General features: G+C 38.4%; 16 protein-coding genes. 7 read left to right on the top strand and 9 right to left on the bottom strand.

The genetic code is table 11. The features are described from left to right. Positions 1 to 5: 5 nt before the first annotated feature. The 6 genes from EXE09_RS09355 to EXE09_RS09380 all read right to left on the bottom strand — a co-directional run bounded on the left by EXE09_RS09355 (position 6) and on the right by EXE09_RS09380 (position 5,496). A complete protein-coding gene (locus EXE09_RS09355; RefSeq protein WP_068974230.1) occupies positions 6 to 791 on the bottom strand; it encodes a M48 family metallopeptidase in 786 nt (261 codons plus the stop codon). Positions 792 to 903: 112 nt separating this feature from the next. Then, complete coding sequence (locus tag EXE09_RS09360; protein WP_068974231.1) at positions 904 to 1,209, bottom strand: hypothetical protein; 306 nt, start codon at positions 1,207 to 1,209, stop codon at positions 904 to 906. A 161-nt stretch (positions 1,210 to 1,370) separates the two neighbouring features. Beyond that, positions 1,371 to 2,690 carry an adenylosuccinate synthase gene (locus tag EXE09_RS09365; RefSeq protein ID WP_087552031.1) on the bottom strand — a complete coding sequence of 440 codons (1,320 nt, stop codon included), beginning with the start codon at positions 2,688 to 2,690 and terminating at the stop codon, positions 1,371 to 1,373. A gap of 70 nt (positions 2,691 to 2,760) precedes the next feature. Next, positions 2,761 to 3,927, bottom strand: coding sequence for an ATP phosphoribosyltransferase regulatory subunit (locus tag EXE09_RS09370; RefSeq protein ID WP_087552030.1), 1,167 nt, complete (start codon positions 3,925 to 3,927; stop codon positions 2,761 to 2,763). Between the two features lie 245 nt (positions 3,928 to 4,172). After that, complete coding sequence (locus tag EXE09_RS09375) at positions 4,173 to 4,922, bottom strand: hypothetical protein (protein WP_165382050.1); 750 nt, start codon at positions 4,920 to 4,922, stop codon at positions 4,173 to 4,175. Between the two features lie 118 nt (positions 4,923 to 5,040). Further along, the gene (locus EXE09_RS09380) at positions 5,041 to 5,496 is read right to left on the bottom strand and encodes an Lrp/AsnC family transcriptional regulator (RefSeq protein WP_130117089.1); all 456 of its coding nucleotides are present in this window, start codon (positions 5,494 to 5,496) and stop codon (positions 5,041 to 5,043) included. A gap of 162 nt (positions 5,497 to 5,658) precedes the next feature. Between EXE09_RS09380 and EXE09_RS09385 the strand changes: the two genes are divergently transcribed. Together EXE09_RS09385 and EXE09_RS09390 are read left to right on the top strand one after the other, a co-directional pair. Continuing rightward, positions 5,659 to 6,402: an AzlC family ABC transporter permease gene (locus EXE09_RS09385; RefSeq protein ID WP_130117090.1), complete on the top strand. Its 744-nt coding sequence runs from the start codon at positions 5,659 to 5,661 to the stop codon at positions 6,400 to 6,402. After that, positions 6,399 to 6,698, top strand: coding sequence for an AzlD family protein (locus EXE09_RS09390; protein WP_130117091.1), 300 nt, complete (start codon positions 6,399 to 6,401; stop codon positions 6,696 to 6,698). The genes EXE09_RS09385 and EXE09_RS09390 overlap by 4 nt, the downstream gene beginning before the upstream one ends. 41 nt (positions 6,699 to 6,739) lie before the next feature. Here EXE09_RS09390 and EXE09_RS09395 read toward each other — a convergent pair whose 3' ends face one another. Both EXE09_RS09395 and EXE09_RS09400 read right to left on the bottom strand, forming a co-directional pair. Beyond that, entirely contained in the window at positions 6,740 to 7,036 is a 297-nt protein-coding gene (locus EXE09_RS09395; RefSeq protein ID WP_087552025.1) for a hypothetical protein, read from the bottom strand. Between the two features lie 89 nt (positions 7,037 to 7,125). Then, entirely contained in the window at positions 7,126 to 8,151 is a 1,026-nt protein-coding gene (locus EXE09_RS09400; protein ID WP_068974239.1) for a type I glyceraldehyde-3-phosphate dehydrogenase, read from the bottom strand. Positions 8,152 to 8,295: 144 nt separating this feature from the next. On the opposite strand from EXE09_RS09400, the gene EXE09_RS09405 reads away from it, so the two are divergent. Then, positions 8,296 to 9,102: a hypothetical protein gene (locus EXE09_RS09405; RefSeq protein ID WP_130117092.1), complete on the top strand. Its 807-nt coding sequence runs from the start codon at positions 8,296 to 8,298 to the stop codon at positions 9,100 to 9,102. A 105-nt stretch (positions 9,103 to 9,207) separates the two neighbouring features. Here the strand turns inward: EXE09_RS09405 and fadI are convergent, their stop codons facing one another. Next, positions 9,208 to 10,512 carry an acetyl-CoA C-acyltransferase FadI gene (gene fadI / locus EXE09_RS09410; RefSeq protein WP_130117093.1) on the bottom strand — a complete coding sequence of 435 codons (1,305 nt, stop codon included), beginning with the start codon at positions 10,510 to 10,512 and terminating at the stop codon, positions 9,208 to 9,210. 323 nt (positions 10,513 to 10,835) lie between these two features. Here fadI and EXE09_RS09415 point away from each other — a divergent pair, with 323 nt between their 5' ends. From EXE09_RS09415 to EXE09_RS09430, 4 genes are all read left to right on the top strand, one after another. Then, the gene (locus EXE09_RS09415; RefSeq protein ID WP_130117094.1) at positions 10,836 to 11,627 is read left to right on the top strand and encodes a hypothetical protein; all 792 of its coding nucleotides are present in this window, start codon (positions 10,836 to 10,838) and stop codon (positions 11,625 to 11,627) included. Positions 11,628 to 11,642: 15 nt separating this feature from the next. After that, the gene (locus tag EXE09_RS09420; RefSeq protein ID WP_130117095.1) at positions 11,643 to 12,443 is read left to right on the top strand and encodes a hypothetical protein; all 801 of its coding nucleotides are present in this window, start codon (positions 11,643 to 11,645) and stop codon (positions 12,441 to 12,443) included. A 181-nt stretch (positions 12,444 to 12,624) separates the two neighbouring features. Further along, positions 12,625 to 15,318, top strand: coding sequence for an alanine--tRNA ligase (gene alaS / locus EXE09_RS09425; RefSeq protein WP_171478625.1), 2,694 nt, complete (start codon positions 12,625 to 12,627; stop codon positions 15,316 to 15,318). A 64-nt stretch (positions 15,319 to 15,382) separates the two neighbouring features. After that, a complete protein-coding gene (locus EXE09_RS09430; protein WP_068974245.1) occupies positions 15,383 to 16,663 on the top strand; it encodes an aspartate kinase in 1,281 nt (426 codons plus the stop codon). Positions 16,664 to 16,876 lie beyond the last annotated feature (213 nt).

Consider the following 16,876-nt stretch of genomic DNA (forward strand, 5'->3'; position numbering starts at 1 on the left):
TTTAATTATTTACCGCCACGTGCGTTATAAACTGCCATCGCTTCTGGTAAATTCTTTTTCATAGCATTGATACGGTTCGCATCTGATGGGTGAGTTGAAAGCAATGCAGAGCCTTGAGCACCACTATTTTTCGCCATTTTTTCCCATAATGTGATCGCAGATTGCGGGTTATAACCAGCTTTCGCCATCATGATTAAACCACCTTCATCGGCACGACTTTCTAAGCTACGTGAATATGGCAAACCTACACCCACTTGGCTACCCAAATCAATTGCAGCATTACCTAGCTCACCAAGTTGTGCGCCAGCGTATGACTTACCAATACCAACAGCAAGGTTAGTTAAAGCTTGAGCGCCTACTTTTTGTTTAGAATGCTCTTCTAGTGCATGCGTCATTTCATGACCCATTACTGCAGCGACTTCAGCTTCTGATAAGTTTAATTTATTTACAATACCAGTATAGAAAACAACTTTACCACCTGGTGCAACATAAGCATTCACAGTATCTGATTTTAATACAGCCAACTGCCAATCAAATTTTTGACCTGTCTTATTCATTTGATCTGCGTACGGCTTTAAACGAATAAATGCAGAATTAATTTTCTTATAGGTTGCAGAAGAAGTGTCTAAAGTATTTTTACTACGTGCTTCTTGCACGGTTTTATTAAAACCTTGTGTAGCATTCATATTTAAAGTCGCTGAATCAGCTCCAGCCATATCAGCAATCGTTGTACATCCTGAAATAGAAATAGCAGTGATAGTACAAAGGCTAAGTAATAATTTATTGTTCATTATAATCAACTCCATAGAGAACAAATTTAAGCATTTTAAATTATATGCAAAAGTATGCTAAGCATAAATCAATACAAGCCTTAAATTCATATTAATTATGTAAATAAATCACTTAAAAAAACTGAATGATTAACCAATAGACTAAACAAATAATATTTAATCCCAAGTAAATAATTTTAAGAGGCTCTATTTTTTCTTCTAAAGTTGGACTTTTTCTTTTTGCAAATAAAAAAGCATTTTGGATTAAAATAATAGGTACCAAAATACATGCCACCATCACACTTAACCCAAGCAAAGCACTATTGATAATTTCAGGATCATTGGTCTGCGCATGAATAATCGATAGCGCGATTGTAGGCGCCCCACCCATTGCAAAAATTAGGGAATAAAATATCGTGGCTGATATATTTTTTTGCATTCTACAAACTCAATGTGTATCTAAAGATATATTTTAACAAGCTAAATATGAAAACCTAGTCAATTTTTTGTCGACTTTAGTCTTTATTAAAAGTCTTGAATTATGTATAAAAAAGCCCCGAAATTTCGAGGCTTTTAAATCACTTATAACTGCAAAAACAATTAAGCGTCAAAAGGATGACGCATAACGATTGTTTCATCACGATCTGGACCAGTTGAAATGATGTCAATTGGACATTCAATCAATTGTTCAAGACGTTTTACATAGTTAATAGCATTCTGTGGCAATTGATCAATCGATTTTGCACCGAAAGTCGATTCAGACCAACCTGGCATTGTTTCATAGATTGGTTTTAAAGTTTCAAATGCAAGAGCATCAGATGAACCTACACAACCAGAATCCGCTGCTTCATAACCTACACAGATTTTAACTTCTTCTAAACCGTCTAAAACGTCAAGTTTAGTTAAGCAAATACCTGAAAGTGAGTTTACATCTACAGAACGACGTAGAATTTCAGCATCAAACCAACCACAACGACGTTGACGACCAGTAGATGCACCAAATTCAGAACCAACAGTACCTAAGTGTTTACCAATCGCATCACCAACATCGTTAGCAGCATCGTAAACAAGCTCAGTTGGGAACGGACCAGCACCTACACGAGTTGTATATGCTTTAGTAATACCCAATACATAATCAAGGTGCAATGGACCAAGACCTGAACCTGAGCTTACGCCACCCGCAGTTGTATTTGATGAAGTTACATACGGATATGTACCGTGGTCAACATCTAGAAGTGAGCCTTGAGCCCCTTCAAACATGATGTTTTCACCATTTTTGCGGTAGTTATGCAACTCAGTAATTACATCAATTACTAGTGGTTTAATCACTTCACGCCATTGATCACACAATGCAAGTACATCTTCAACCTTAACTGCTTCAACACCGAAGAATTGAGTCAATTGGAAGTTATGGTACTCAAGAAGCTCTTCAAGTTGCGCTTTAAGATGATCGCCACCACGTACTAAATCCGCAACACGGATCGCACGACGCGCAACTTTATCTTCATACGCAGGACCAATACCACGACCAGTTGTACCAATTTTGGCATTACCACGTTTTATTTCACGTGCTTGGTCAAGTGCGATATGGTGAGGAAGAATCAACGGACAGTTTGGAGAGATACGTAGACGTTCACGTACAGGCACGCCTTCTTTCTCTAAAATATCCATTTCTTTGATCAAAGCTTCTGGTGAAAGTACCACACCATTACCAATTAAGCACAGTACGTTTTCACGTAAAATACCTGATGGAATGAGGTGAAGAACTGTTTTCTTACCACCAACGACAAGCGTATGCCCTGCGTTATGTCCGCCTTGATAACGTACTACCGCTGCTGCTTGATCTGTGAGCAGGTCAACGATTTTACCTTTACCTTCGTCGCCCCATTGGGTACCGAGTACCACAACACTTTTGCCCATAATAGCCTCATTACATCATGCTGTTAAAATAGAAAACCAAATCGAATTTGATGAATATTCAATCTGATACTTAAATAGTTTCGATCTTCCACTCACCCGCAACATTCACCATTTTGTGAGTAGCATACGGTACAGAGTTTAAATCATCATTACCCAATAACTGAATTACACTTAAGCCTTGTGTACGTGCTGTTGCAATCGCATCAAGTAAAGCAGGTTCTGTTCCTTTCGGCGCAACCACTTTCTCGATTTTTTGATGCTGACCTGCGCTTAAAGTATATAAGTCACAAGAGAAACCTGTTGCAGGACGGGCACGTCCAAAGTGTTCACCAATACCATCATAACGTCCGCCTTTGGCTAATGGCTCTGCACGATTTGGTGCATAGACTGCATACATTAACCCAGTGTGGTAGTGATATGAACGAAGCTCTACAACATCGATACCAATTTTTAGATTTGGCCAACGTGTTTGGATTTCTGTTTGTGTGGTACGAAGTGCATCAACTGCTTGTTTAAACGCAACATCCGCAAGAATTTCTGTGCTTAAGTTCGCTTGCAAAGCTTCAAAATCACTTGCATAACGACCTAAGGCATAAAAATCTGCACCAAATTTTAAATCTTGAGTAAATTCAGCAAGCTCAGGTAAAGCTTTGCGTTGATAAAGATCAGACAACTGACGTTCAGTCGATTTATTTAGACCCGCATGTTTAACTAAACTTCTGAATAAGCCAACATGCCCTAAATCCAAATGAATACCGTCTTCTAAACCTGCAGTTTTAATCAAGTTCAGCATCACATCGATCAGTTCAACGTCTGCATCTATACTGTCTGAACCAAATAATTCTGCACCTAACTGTAAAGGCGCACGCGTGGTATTGAAACCTTGTGGTTTAGTATGAAGTACTGTTCCTGCATAGCAGTAACGCGCCACACCTTGTACTTGATGTACATGGGCATCGATACGAGCCACTTGCGGTGTCATATCGGCACGCACACCAAGTAAACGACCTGAAAGTTGGTCGATGACTTTAAAAGTGGCTAAGTCTAAATCTTGATTCGATTCGGAGAGAGAAGAAAGAGATTCGATGTATTCGATAAATGGCGTATACACCAGTTGATAACCTCGAGATGCAAGGAAATCTAAAGCTTTACGGCGCAATTGTTCAATGACTTGCGCTTGCTCTGGTAATACATCAGCTACACCATCAGGTAATAACCATGTCTCTGAAATGGGCATGTTGTAAACCTAAATCCTGTCTGCGCGGAACTAATCCGCATAAAAAAATCGGGAACACACCCGATTTCTCTAATTTTAGCACGATCATTGGCACTGTGCATTAGACTTTTGCAGAAAAAATGCGTTTCATACCCAATTAAATGCTTTTTGGTCTTTTACTTGATTTATAGATATTTTAAATTCACTTTTATTGTGATTCCTTGTGATCTATTTCGACTTATCAAGTGTTCATATATCAACTTGGGCTATATAGATGGTGTCTTCCAAGTCAAAAAACCAATTAATTGTAAAGGACTGGTGACAATATCAAATGTGATTGCTAACGGATATAAAGCAATGTTCTTGGCAGTTTGCGCCACTTTTGATTTTTCAATCGTTTGATAAACAATCAAATCAACAGGTTGTTTGAAGCGATGCTGTAACTGGTTTTTATTGGCAACTTGCTGCGCCAAACGTAAATCCACAGCAATGTCCAATTTACACTGCAATTCCACCTTACTCTTTACACATTCAAAATCAAACTGTTTAAGCTTTGCTTGGTCTTGTGGCTTCACATGTTGCAAAGATTTTCGATAAACGAGATAAATATTTGCATGCATATTTTTCCCTTGGGTTTCACGCTCTTTTTTCATCTCAAATAGGATGGGATTTTTAGGGTTTTCATTCCGCACCAAACCCAGTGCTAAGTTTGTGTCCCACCCTGCTTGATACAAACTTAAGTTTTGCAAATCGAACTGTTGTAAAATTTGATTCAAGTTTTGAGTTGTTATTTTCGACTTCTGATCTGAAGTCACTAAGTAGCTATACTTTTCACCTGCAATGACCAATGCATCTTCATAACCTGAGATAGGCTGACTCGCACGCCCAATTGCAATCAACTGATCTCGCATCACCAATACTTTTTTTGTACTATAGTGATCTTGTTCATGAACAGCTACTGTTAAAAGGGTTGTAGCACACCCCGACAACCCAATTCCCAACAGAGACAATATCATCATTAGTCTTTGGTAATTTTTCATTATTCATACGTCCTTAATATTATCTTTTTAATGATTAAATTTTATGGCAAATTAGAAAATTTCACTGAACTCAGTAATAGCAACAATACTAATATCAAGTCAAAGGTAAAACTGTCGTTAATTTTATTTTTTGCAATGGAATCTCCGTTTTTACATTCTGAATTCCTGCAATTTTATTTAAGTGATTAATCTGAAATTTACGGTAAGCTTCTAAATCAGAAACAACTATCCTTAAAAAGAAGTCACAATCCCCCGCCATCAACTGGCATTCCACAATTTCAGGGATATTCATAATTGCATCAATAAATTGATTTACCGTCTTTTCATCTTGGCTTTTCAACCAAATTCGAGCAAAGACTGTAAGCCCTAAATTTACCTTTTGTGGATTCAGCAATGCCACATAGCGATCAATCACTCCTTCTTCTTCAAGCTGTTTAACACGTCTTAAACACGGCGATGGTGACAAGCCAATTTTTTCAGCAAGATCATTATTTTGTAATTTTCCATTCTGCTGTAAAGCATGCAGAATACGCTTATCCATTTGATCCATCACGCACCCAAGAATAATAAAGCTATTTAATATTAAAAATAGCATATTTTCAGCAATAAAATTTTAAATATAAAATTCAAACAAGTGAATAAAGTAAAATATAGCGTCCATAAAAGCATAAAATAATTTTCCAATCACCAGTAATGTAATTGAGTTACCACCATGTTCAAGTTCAAAAGCTCTACCCATGAGATCAATGAATCTATTGAATATCGTGAGTTTCTACGTGGTGTGAAAATTTCAATTCCTATGCTTTTGGGGATTATTCCATTTGCCTTGGTTTTAGGTACTCAAGCAGCACAGAAAGGCTTTTCTGCGCTAGAAGTTCCCTTATTGACGGGGCTGAATTTCGCAGGCGGTTCAGAATTTGCGATTATTGAAGTGTGGACGCAACCACCCCAACTAATGTTTTTGATTTTAATCACTTTCTTAGTCAATAGTCGTCATATTTTAATGGGCGCTAGTTTAGCACCATATATTCGCCATTTACCCAATCGTAAAGCCTTGCTGTTATTGTTCTTTATGTGTGATGAAAGCTGGGCTTTAAGCATTACCGATGCGCACAAAAACAACCCACGAAATCCCTATGCAGGTTTTAGTGTGTTCTTCTATATCGGTTTGTGTTTCGCCCTCTATGTAATGTGGGTCGTGTTTACCACTTTGGGCGTAGGAATTGGCTCATTTTTAGGTGATGTGACAAAGTTTGGCTTTGATATGGCATTCCCTGCTGTATTCTTAGTTTTATTACGTGGCATGTGGAAAGGCTTTAAACCTGCGTTACCGTGGTTGATGAGTTTAATTGCTGCTGCACTGGCTTATCTTTACTTACCGAAAGGTTGGTATGTTTTAGTCGGTTCCGTGACTGGCATTATCGCAGCAATATTGTTTATTGGAGATGAAGAATGATCCATATTCCTACACTCATTGCCATTATTTGTGTTGCTTTAACCACCTATTCCACACGAGTTTTGGGTTACTTATTGCTTAAAAACAGAAAATTAAGCAAAAGAACGACACAGATTTTACAAGTGATTCCAGGATGTGTACTGATTTCAGTGATTGCACCTTATTTTGTTTCAGACAATCCTGCTAATTTAATTGCAATTGCTATTACATTTCTTGCTGCATGCTATTTATCATTATTACCGACAGTTTTGATCAGTATCGTTGCCACAGGTCTTTTGAGATACTTATTGGTTTAGGGTATCCCAAACACCAATCGGCTTGACTTTAAAATATCGAATTAAGATGAAGCATTTCTTTGCAATATTTTGATTAATTCAGCATTTTGAAACTCAACCTGCGTCAAACGATTTGAGGTATTGTCCAATACCTCTTGTTGCACATGCATCTTCTTGGCTAAATCTTGCATGATTTCCAAAGTTTGTTTTAAATGTTGCTCTTGAGATTGGATCTTTTGAGTTTTTATTTCTACAGCTTCTGCAAGCGCTTTGTTTTCCTTGGTTAATTTCCCCATCTGCCAAATCAATAACATCATTGCCAAATAAATAATGCCCATCCCGATATAAATAAAAACCATACGTCCCCCATATCCATTTAATAAAATCATTCTAATTTTCAAAAGTAAAAACTAATCGCTTCAATCAATGCTCAATTGTCTTTTAAATACTAAGCAATAAATGATTCACATAAGTCTAATAATCGGTTGGCATAGCCCCATTCATTGTCATACCACGCAAAAACTTTTGCCTGATGACCAACCACCATAGTTTGGGTTAAATCCACCACCAATGAATAAGGTGAATGGTTAAAGTCACTTGAAACCAATAGTTCATCAGTAACAGACATGATTTCAGCATAATCATACTTTGCAGCTTTAATCAGTGTCTGATTGATCAGATGTGCTGTAACCGGTGATTTTGAAATAAAGGTTAAATCAATCGCTGCAACATTAATGGTGGGAACACGAATCGAAAAACCATCAATCCGCCCATCCATTTTTGGCATCACTTGTTTTAAAGCACCTAAGGCTGAAGATGTGGTCGGAATAATATTTTGACCAGAAGCTCGAGCACGACGCAAATCACGATGTGCATGATCTAAAACCGATTGATCGGCTGTCACTGCATGAATTTCGGTCATCAGTGCAGTATCAATCCCAAAAGCATCATCAATAATTTTTACCAAAGGCACTAAAGCTTGTGTGGTACATGACACACTGGAAATAATTTGATCCGTTGCTTTCACATCATGGTGATTGACACCATAAACAATTGCAGCATCCACTGTGTCAAATGGTGCAGCACCGATAATGACACGTTTAGCGCCAGCTAGAATATGTTGAGTTGCAGCTTCACGAGAACGAAAAAGACCTGTGCATTCAAGCACGATGTCTACATTTAAATCTTGCCACGGCAATAATTCAGGTTTCGGCTGTCTTAAAATTTGAACGCGCAGTTTGGTTTGACGTGCATCTATACATAAATAAATCTTGTTATTTTCTTCTTCAATATTTACAGCACCATCAAAACGACCATGTGTTGTATCGTATTTAAATAGATGGACTAAGGTTTCAACATCTGCAACATCATTGATCGCTACGATTTCAAAATGGAATGGTTTTGGATTTTCAAACCAAGCTCGGAGTACATTTCGTCCAATTCGCCCAAATCCGTTAATCGCCACACGTTGCATCGTTGATCCTTAAAGTTGAAACAAGGGATTTCATGCTTATGTTATCGGATTTCTTGGCTTTAGGGAGGATATTTGTCAAAATGAATTAGAAATATTCAAGTTAAAAACAATATAGCAACTTTCGATAAAATTGAGAATTTTAAAATGGTGAATTTAAAACAAGTCTTTTATCTTTTCTTAGCTTCAATCATGTTCTCAAGTCCTACACTTCATGCAAAGCCAATTTATATTGCTTGTGATGCGCAACAAAGCTTGCAACTTATTCAAAAATTCCATCTTTTGTCAGACCTGACAGTGAAATATGAGGAAATTGAAAATCGTTCTGATTGCATTCAACTCAATGATTCACAAGTATTGATTGCAACAGCCAATATGATAGATGCGAAGCAAGATGATTATCAGATCAATCTTGATTTAATTGATATTAATAAACAAAAATTATTAATGCGCTATCAACATCCTCAATTTGTTTCAGAAGCGAATGGTAAATTTTCATCAATCAAATTTGATCGTGTCCCATACTCAAACTTAGCTGAACAACATGTAATCGGATTAAAAACTCATCTCTACAATATCGGTGAGCACAGCTATGACTTAGATAAATTCAATTTATTCCGTATTATTTATAGCACTCCGACTGCTAAAAACAATAAAATTCAATGGGTGTTAAAAAGCCTAAATACTCAAATCCAATCGAGCTGGCGACCTACGCATGGTTGTGATGAAAGTACCAGTGATGAAATAAAAAGTATTTTTATTCTGCAAAATACTCAGAATCATCAATTAGAGGATATTTTACTCAAACAAACTAAAAAGTCTGTCGATACCGACGAAAAATGTAAAACCAAACGAGTCAATCAAACACAGCAACAATTGTTAAAATTTAATGGTGAGTCTTATCAAATCGACAAAACACAATTGTTGTATTCGGATGATTTGAAAGATGAATAAAATAATAAAGTGAAAATTTCAGGCTTAAACTTATCCTATTACGACAATAGAACAGATCAACATCTGTTCTATTATCAACAATCTGCGTAAATTCAATTTGAAGTATTAATCGACTTCCAACACCATCGCTGCACCGATACCACCCGCAGCACATGCAGTAGTCAAAGCCACACCACCGCCACGACGTTTCAGCTCATGTACGGTCTGACCGATCACACGCCCACCTGTTGCCCCAAATGGATGACCATAAGCGACTGAGCCACCATTCACATTGAGAAGATCGAAATTCACCTCACCCACCGCATGCGAACGGTTTAATACTGTCTTGGCATAACTATCTGAGTCTAAACCTTTAATATTACATAGAACCTGACCTGCAAAAGCCTCATGCATATCGATCAGTGTCATTTCTGCAAGTGGAATACCTGCTCGTTCCAATGCAATTGGCGCTGCCAACACAGGTCCCATTAACAAATCTTCTTTTGGCGTTTTCGCAGCAAAGGCATAAGAACGAATATAACCAATCGGTTCAAAACCTAAAGCTTTGGCTTTTTCTTCACTCATGAGCAAAACAGCCGAAGCACCATCCGTCAACGGGCTTGCATTACCTGCTGTCACCGTACCTTTGCCCGAAAGATCAAATACAGGTTTTAATTTGTCATAAGCTTCACGTTTCGGATTTTGACGGACAAGGTTATCTTCTTTTAGGGTTTTTCCTGAACTCAATGTCGCTGTCAGCACTTGCTGATCTAAGTAGCCTTGTTTCCACGCATTGTCCGCATTAAAGTGTGATTTAAATGCAAGATCATCTTGCTCACTACGGCTGATGCCCCATTTTTTCACCATTTGTTCACAACTTTGCCCCATGGTTTCATGGGTAGAATATTCTGTAATCGACGGTTGTTGTGGCAAAATATCACTCGGACGTAATGCGGACAGTAATTTCAAACGATCTTTCAGCGTTTTGGCAAAATTGACATCACGCAATGTTGAAGAAAATTTTGCAGACATCGGCAAACGCACACTACTGGTCGAATCTGTTCCACCTGCAATGATAATGTCTGCATTGCCCGCTAGGATCGTTTCAGCCGCACTGGTGATAGTTTGAAAGCTGGTCGCACATGCCCGTGTAATACTATAAGCATCGACATTTTCCAAGCCTGCCTGTAAAGCAATCTCACGGGCAATAAATGGCGCTTCTGGAATCATGACTGTCATTCCAAAAACCAATTGGTCGATGTCATCTTTATTTAAATTATTGCGTTTGATCAGCTCATTAACCACCATTACGCCTAAATCAATCGCATTCAAATCTTTATAATGTGTTGCAATACGGGCAAATGGAGTACGCACCGCATCTATAATGGCAATGCGTCCATGCTTATTGGATAACTCTACTTTACTGTTCACTTTTGTTCCTTAAAATTATTTTAATCAAAATGGCAATAACCGAGAGTAATGGTCTGTGCGTTTATTCAACAATGGCTGAACTGACAATTCTGACTGATATTTATGTGCATCAGTCTTCTTTAGTTGAAGGTATTATTTTATGGTTTGGCAGATTTTCATCTTTAAACACTGACTCTAATCTTGGCTTCAATGATTGTCATTTAACAGATATGCTATGATCCGAGTTCTTAAAAATGATGAAAAACAATACAAATTACAACGCAACCTAGAATGTAACAATCTTGCGGGGATCTCCCCTTATTGATTCTGAATTGAGACAAAAAATGCTTTTAAAATCACCATTATTCCTGATGCTCGGCTTAAATACTTTATTGCTCACTATGCAAAGCCATGCTGCAGAAACCTATCAGCGTTGTTCAGAACAACAACAAGAACAAATCATTCAAAAATTTAAATTACTGACACATAAGTTTGACCAGACTGATGCAAAAACATATAAAAGTTGCATTAACTTAGATCAACAACAAAGATTTCAACTGATTGCCATTAGCCAACCCATTGCATACCAAGATTATAATGATATGGAACATGACTTAAATCTTTATCTCATTGATTCATCATCAAATAAAGTATTACAACGATACAAAGATCCAAGCAGTCACATAACAGATGCAGAACGCTATGATGGTGTAAAATTGCATACCACAAAATTTTCAACGCTCGCCAATACGCATGTCGTTGGTGTAGAGACTGGTAGTTCACACGAAGGTGGATTTTCTTATCGCCATAACAATCTGGCTTTATTTAAAATTGATTCCAAACAGCCAATTAAAGAAATTTTTAGTGGTATAGGCACTGATGATAGCGGCTACGTCAATGCCAGTTGTGGACAAGACAATCCATCCTCAGAAGTAAAACGCATTTTAGTTTTAAGCAATCAACTAAGTAATGGTTTACAAAATATCATTTTAAAAGAACAAAAAAATCAAATCATTGGCAATGAGAATACATGCAAAGTAAAAAGAAATACGTTCAAACAACAACAAACTTTGAAATTTAATGGCAAAGAATACAAATTACAGCATCACAATTTACTGGGTATAGATCCTTTTTAAACATAGGTTGCAATGATGATGCCATTACAATTTAAATTTACACTATTTTTGAGTGCAATCATGCTCATGATGAGTACACAAAGTTTTGCAACTGAAAAATATGCTGTGTGTTCAACCATAGAAATTAAGCAGATTAACCAACGCCATACACTTAAATTACGACCAGAATCTCTTCAAAACAACCCAGCAAATTCCTTTAACGACTATGCCTGTATAAAAACAACACCCAATCATCAATTCATCTTTGCTTATATCTCAGAGGACAGTCCAGATTTGAATAAAAATCAAGATTACAACCTTTCCATTCTTGTTTTGGGTACTGATCAGAAGCTGTTAAGCAGACTAGAACAAAAGGGCTTTTTCCCATTTAGTGGTTTAGAGTTTGAAGGAATACGTCTAGAAAACGTGCCATTTTCCACACTCAAAAATACAACCGTATTTGGGCTTTCAAGTCGCGAAAGTAAATTTGGTGATCCAAGTTTTAGCAATCATGAACTCAACTTATTTCAGATCAATTCATCTGGGAAAATACAACAAATTTTATATCATTTTCCTAGCTATACCTACTCAACGCTATCTCGCTCTCAATGCCATGATGCGACGACTGATCTAGTAGACCGCAAACTAATACTCTCCGATCAACTCAGTCATGGCTTGCAAAACATTATAATAAAAGAAACCAAAACCACTCACGGCTCAGATTATAAAACCCGCAAAACGAGTGAAAATAAATATAAACGTCAACATATTATGAAGTTTAATGGCGAACGGTATATTTTTAATGAACGTAATTTTCTGCAAAGCGATGGAATTTAAAATTGTGCTTTCCACAAAACAATAGAAAAACCCATAATTCGCCTGAAAATCATTGGTGGTATGCGGTTTTTCCGTTATACTTTGGCGTTTTAAAAAATTAAGCCCGTGTGCTGACTAAGCATAAAAATCAGACTTAGAAGTACACTTTTAGCCAATATGAGAATTAAGGAGTGACTTGGTTGTGAGTACTCGTTTTATGACAACTGCTGAAATACGTGAAGCATTTTTGCGTTACTTTGAATCGCAAGGACATACACGTGTCGCGTCGAGTTCACTTGTACCCGCCAACGACCCTACTCTGCTGTTCACCAATGCAGGGATGAACCAATTCAAAGACTGTTTCTTAGGTCTTGAAAAACGTGACTATGTCCGTGCAACGACTTCACAGAAATGTGTTCGTGCAGGTGGTAAACACAACGACTTAGACAATGTCGGTTATACCGCACGTCACCATACCTTCTTTGAAATGTTGGGTAACTTCTCTTTTGGTGATTACTTCAAACATGACGCAATTCGTTTCGCTTGGGACTTTTTGACTGGCGAAGAATGGTTAGCATTACCCAAAGATAAACTCTATGCCACTGTTTATCATACCGATGATGAAGCTTTTGACATCTGGAACAAAGAAATTGGTTTAGATGCAAGCCGTATCATCCGTATTGGTGATAACAAAGGCGAAAAATACGCATCAGACAACTTCTGGGCGATGGGTGACACAGGTCCTTGTGGTCCATGTTCAGAAATCTTCTTTGACCACGGTGATCACATCTGGGGTGGCTTACCTGGCTCACCTGAAGAAGATGGCGACCGTTTCATTGAAATCTGGAACAACGTATTCATGCAGTTCAACCGTACTGCGGATGGCGTATTGCATAATCTTCCTGCCCCTTCTGTCGATACAGGTATGGGCTTAGAGCGTATTTCTGCTGTTTTACAGCATGTAAATTCAAACTACGAAACAGATCTATTCCAACACTTATTGAAATCTGCTGCTGAAATTATCGGTGTAGATACCACAGAAGCTGTTGCAACTGCACAAGCAAACAACAGCCCTGTTGAATACCCTGCTTCACTTAAAGTCGTTGCTGACCATGCACGTTCTTGCTGCTTCCTGATCGCAGATGGTGTAAATCCATCGAATGAAGGTCGTGGTTATGTATTGCGTCGTATTATCCGTCGTGCTGTACGTCATGGTAATAAAATGGGCGCAACAGGTACATTCTTCTACAAAATGTTGCAACCTCTGATCGACGTAATGGGCGAAGCGTATCCTGAGCTTGCTGAACGTCGTCAAGTGATTGAAACTGCATTGATCCGTGAAGAAGAACAGTTTGCAAAAACTTTAGAGCAAGGTTTGAAATTGCTTGAAGGTGAACTGGCGAACTTAAAAGGCAATGTGATTGCTGGCGAAACAGTATTTAAGCTATATGATACCTATGGCTTCCCAACAGATTTAACCGCTGATATAGCACGTGAACGTGATTTAACCATTGACGAAGCTGGCTTCGAAGTTGAAATGGCTGCTCAACGTCAGCGTGCCCGTGATGCAGGTAAATTCGCTGTCGATTACAACTCAATTGTCAAAGTCGATGGCGAAACTCAGTTTGATGGCTACGATGCAACGCAAGGTCAAGGTCAGATTGTTGCGATCTACAAAGATGGCGAACAGGTTGATGAAGTTGTTGAAGGTGATGAAGCACTCATCGTATTGAACCAGACGCCTTTCTATGCAGAAAGCGGTGGTCAGATCGGTGATACAGGTATCTTCAAAAACGATACTGGTATCTTTGAAGTTCAGGATACTAAAAAATCGGGTGGCGCATTCGTTCATCAAGGTATCGTGACTGTAGGTAGCTTAAAAGCAACTCAAGCAGTTGAAGCGATTGTGAAAGCAGATATCCGTGAAGCGACTGCACGTAACCACTCTGCGACTCACCTTTTACATGCTGCTTTACGTCAAGTGCTTGGCGAACATGTACAACAAAAAGGTTCTTTGGTTGCGTCTGACATTTTACGTTTTGACTTTGCCAATGACCAACCTGTGACATTTGCTCAAATTCAACAAATTGAACGTATTGTCAATGCTGAAGTGATTGCCAATACTGTGGTTTCTACTGAACTTTTAGACATCGATACTGCCAAAGAAAAAGGCGCAATGATGCTGTTCGGTGAAAAGTATGGCGATGAAGTACGTGTACTTTCTATGGGTACCACAAAAGATGAGAAGAACTTCTCTATCGAATTGTGTGGTGGTATCCACGTAAAACGTACAGGTGATATCGGTTTATTCAAAATCACTTCTGAAGGTGGTGTTGCTGCGGGTGTACGTCGTATCGAAGCGGTTACAGGGACTAAAGCACTTGAAACTGTACAAAAAGTTGATGCAGACATTGTTCACATCAATGACTTGTTAAAAGCGCAAAAAGATCAGACTGTTGAAAAAGTTGAAGCAACTGTTGAAACAGCACATCAATTGCAAAAGCAAATTGAGCAATTGAATCAAAAACTGGCGAATTTCCAAGCATCTGAACTGATGAGTCAAGTTCAGGACATCGTAGGTCGCCAGACACTTATTGCCACTGTTCATGGTCAGGATGCGAAATCTGTTCGCCATCTTCATGACAGTGTCAAATCTAAATTAGACAATGCAGTGATCGTGCTTGCAGGTGTTGAAGGTGATAAAGTCAGCTTGATCGCATCTGTAGCGAAAGATTTCACTGCAAATCTAAAAGCGGGTGACATCATCAAACACTTAGCGACAGAGCTGGGTGGTAAAGGTGGTGGTAAACCTGACTTAGCACAAGGTGGCGCGCCACTAAACGAGAAGTTTGAACCAGTTATGGCAGATCTTACTGCTTGGCTTGCTCAAAAATAATAACTTCACCTTTTGTGTAAATGACTCTAATGCCAATTAGAGTCACTGCTTATATGGAACAAACATGGCATTAATCGTTCAAAAATATGGCGGTACCTCTATGGGTACTCCTGAGCGCATTTTAAATGTTGCTCGTCGCGTAAAGCGTTGGCATGATCACGGACACAAGGTTGTCGTAGTTGTATCAGCAATGAGTGGTGAAACCAACCGCTTATTGGCTTTAGCGAAGGCCATTACCGAAACCCCTGATCCTCGTGAATTAGACCAAATGGTGTCTACGGGTGAACAGGTAACGATTTCAATGTTAGCAATGGCACTCAATTCAATTGGTGTTGCAGCGAAGTCACTTACTGGTCGTCAGGTTGGGATTAAAACCGACAATTCATACACCAAAGCGCGTATCGAATCAATCGACACAGATGTAATGACTGGGCACTTAGATGCAGGTCGTGTGATTGTCGTTGCTGGTTTCCAAGGTTTTGATGCTGAAGGAAATACCACAACCTTAGGTCGTGGTGGTTCGGATACTTCAGGTGTAGCCCTTGCTGCTGCTCTGAAAGCGGATGAATGTCAGATTTATACCGATGTTGACGGTGTATATACCACTGACCCTCGTGTTGCACCAAAAGCTAAAAAAGTTGATCGCATTTCATTTGAAGAAATGCTTGAAATGGCATCGCTTGGTTCAAAAGTTCTGCAAATTCGTTCTGTAGAATTTGCAGGAAAATACCAAGTGCCTTTACGCGTATTATCAAGTTTTGATAATGACGATGATGGCGCATTCGACGAAGAATTTAAGAAAAACGTCGGTACACTAATCACCACTGAAGCGGAAGACAACATGGAAAATCCTATTATTTCAGGTATCGCATTTAACCGTGACGAAGCAAAATTAACTATTTTAGGTGTTCCTGATGAACCAGGTATTGCCTCTAAAATTTTGTCACCGATTGGTGCTGCAAATGTTGAAGTGGATATGATTATCCAAAACGTTGAAGAAGATGGTACAACTGACTTCACATTTACAGTAAATCGTGGTGAATTGAAAAAAGCTAAAGCGATTTTAGAAGAAACAGCACGTGCAATTGGTGCGCGTGAAGTTGCAACACGTGATGATATCGTTAAAGTATCAATCGTAGGCGTAGGTATGCGTTCACATGCAGGTGTTGCAAGTAAAATGTTTACTGCACTTGCTGATGAAGGCATCAATATCCTGATGATTTCAACTTCAGAGATCAAAATTTCTGTGATTATTGAAGAAAATTACTTAGAACTTGCAGTTCGTACGCTTCACACTGCTTTCGGTTTAGACCGTGAACATGGTGAATCAAGCGTTCGTGCATAATATTTGATCAAGTAACGCAATTTATTTGCTATTTTGACCAATAAAAAAACTGAGCCACTATAGTGTTTTCTATAGTGGCTCTGTTATATTAGGTTTGAGGTTTTAGAAAATTTTCGACAGAGTGATGAAAAAGTGAAAAACTTGTCACATTATTCTGTTAGAATTATTTTGCTATTTAAGGTTGTGTTTTCTAATTTTAGAAATTGTCGCAGG

Source organism: Acinetobacter sp. WCHAc060025, from assembly GCF_004209355.1.
Classification (GTDB): Bacteria; Pseudomonadota; Gammaproteobacteria; order Pseudomonadales; family Moraxellaceae; genus Acinetobacter; species Acinetobacter wuhouensis.

What these genes read in the sequence shown, in the direction of transcription:
- EXE09_RS09405 (WP_130117092.1), top strand. Translation starts at nt 8,296, where the DNA reads ATGGTGAATTTAAAACAAGTCTTTTATCTTTTCTTAGCTTCAATCATG.
- EXE09_RS09365 (WP_087552031.1), bottom strand. Translation starts at nt 2,690, where the DNA reads ATGGGCAAAAGTGTTGTGGTACTCGGTACCCAATGGGGCGACGAAGGT.
- EXE09_RS09415 (WP_130117094.1), top strand. Translation starts at nt 10,836, where the DNA reads ATGCTTTTAAAATCACCATTATTCCTGATGCTCGGCTTAAATACTTTA.
- EXE09_RS09355 (WP_068974230.1), bottom strand. Translation starts at nt 791, where the DNA reads ATGAACAATAAATTATTACTTAGCCTTTGTACTATCACTGCTATTTCT.
- EXE09_RS09395 (WP_087552025.1), bottom strand. Translation starts at nt 7,036, where the DNA reads ATGGTTTTTATTTATATCGGGATGGGCATTATTTATTTGGCAATGATG.
- EXE09_RS09360 (WP_068974231.1), bottom strand. Translation starts at nt 1,209, where the DNA reads ATGCAAAAAAATATATCAGCCACGATATTTTATTCCCTAATTTTTGCA.
- EXE09_RS09370 (WP_087552030.1), bottom strand. Translation starts at nt 3,927, where the DNA reads ATGCCCATTTCAGAGACATGGTTATTACCTGATGGTGTAGCTGATGTA.
- EXE09_RS09400 (WP_068974239.1), bottom strand. Translation starts at nt 8,151, where the DNA reads ATGCAACGTGTGGCGATTAACGGATTTGGGCGAATTGGACGAAATGTA.
- EXE09_RS09385 (WP_130117090.1), top strand. Translation starts at nt 5,659, where the DNA reads ATGTTCAAGTTCAAAAGCTCTACCCATGAGATCAATGAATCTATTGAA.
- EXE09_RS09375 (WP_165382050.1), bottom strand. Translation starts at nt 4,922, where the DNA reads ATGATATTGTCTCTGTTGGGAATTGGGTTGTCGGGGTGTGCTACAACC.
- EXE09_RS09380 (WP_130117089.1), bottom strand. Translation starts at nt 5,496, where the DNA reads ATGGATCAAATGGATAAGCGTATTCTGCATGCTTTACAGCAGAATGGA.
- EXE09_RS09430 (WP_068974245.1), top strand. Translation starts at nt 15,383, where the DNA reads ATGGCATTAATCGTTCAAAAATATGGCGGTACCTCTATGGGTACTCCT.
- EXE09_RS09420 (WP_130117095.1), top strand. Translation starts at nt 11,643, where the DNA reads ATGATGCCATTACAATTTAAATTTACACTATTTTTGAGTGCAATCATG.
- EXE09_RS09390 (WP_130117091.1), top strand. Translation starts at nt 6,399, where the DNA reads ATGATCCATATTCCTACACTCATTGCCATTATTTGTGTTGCTTTAACC.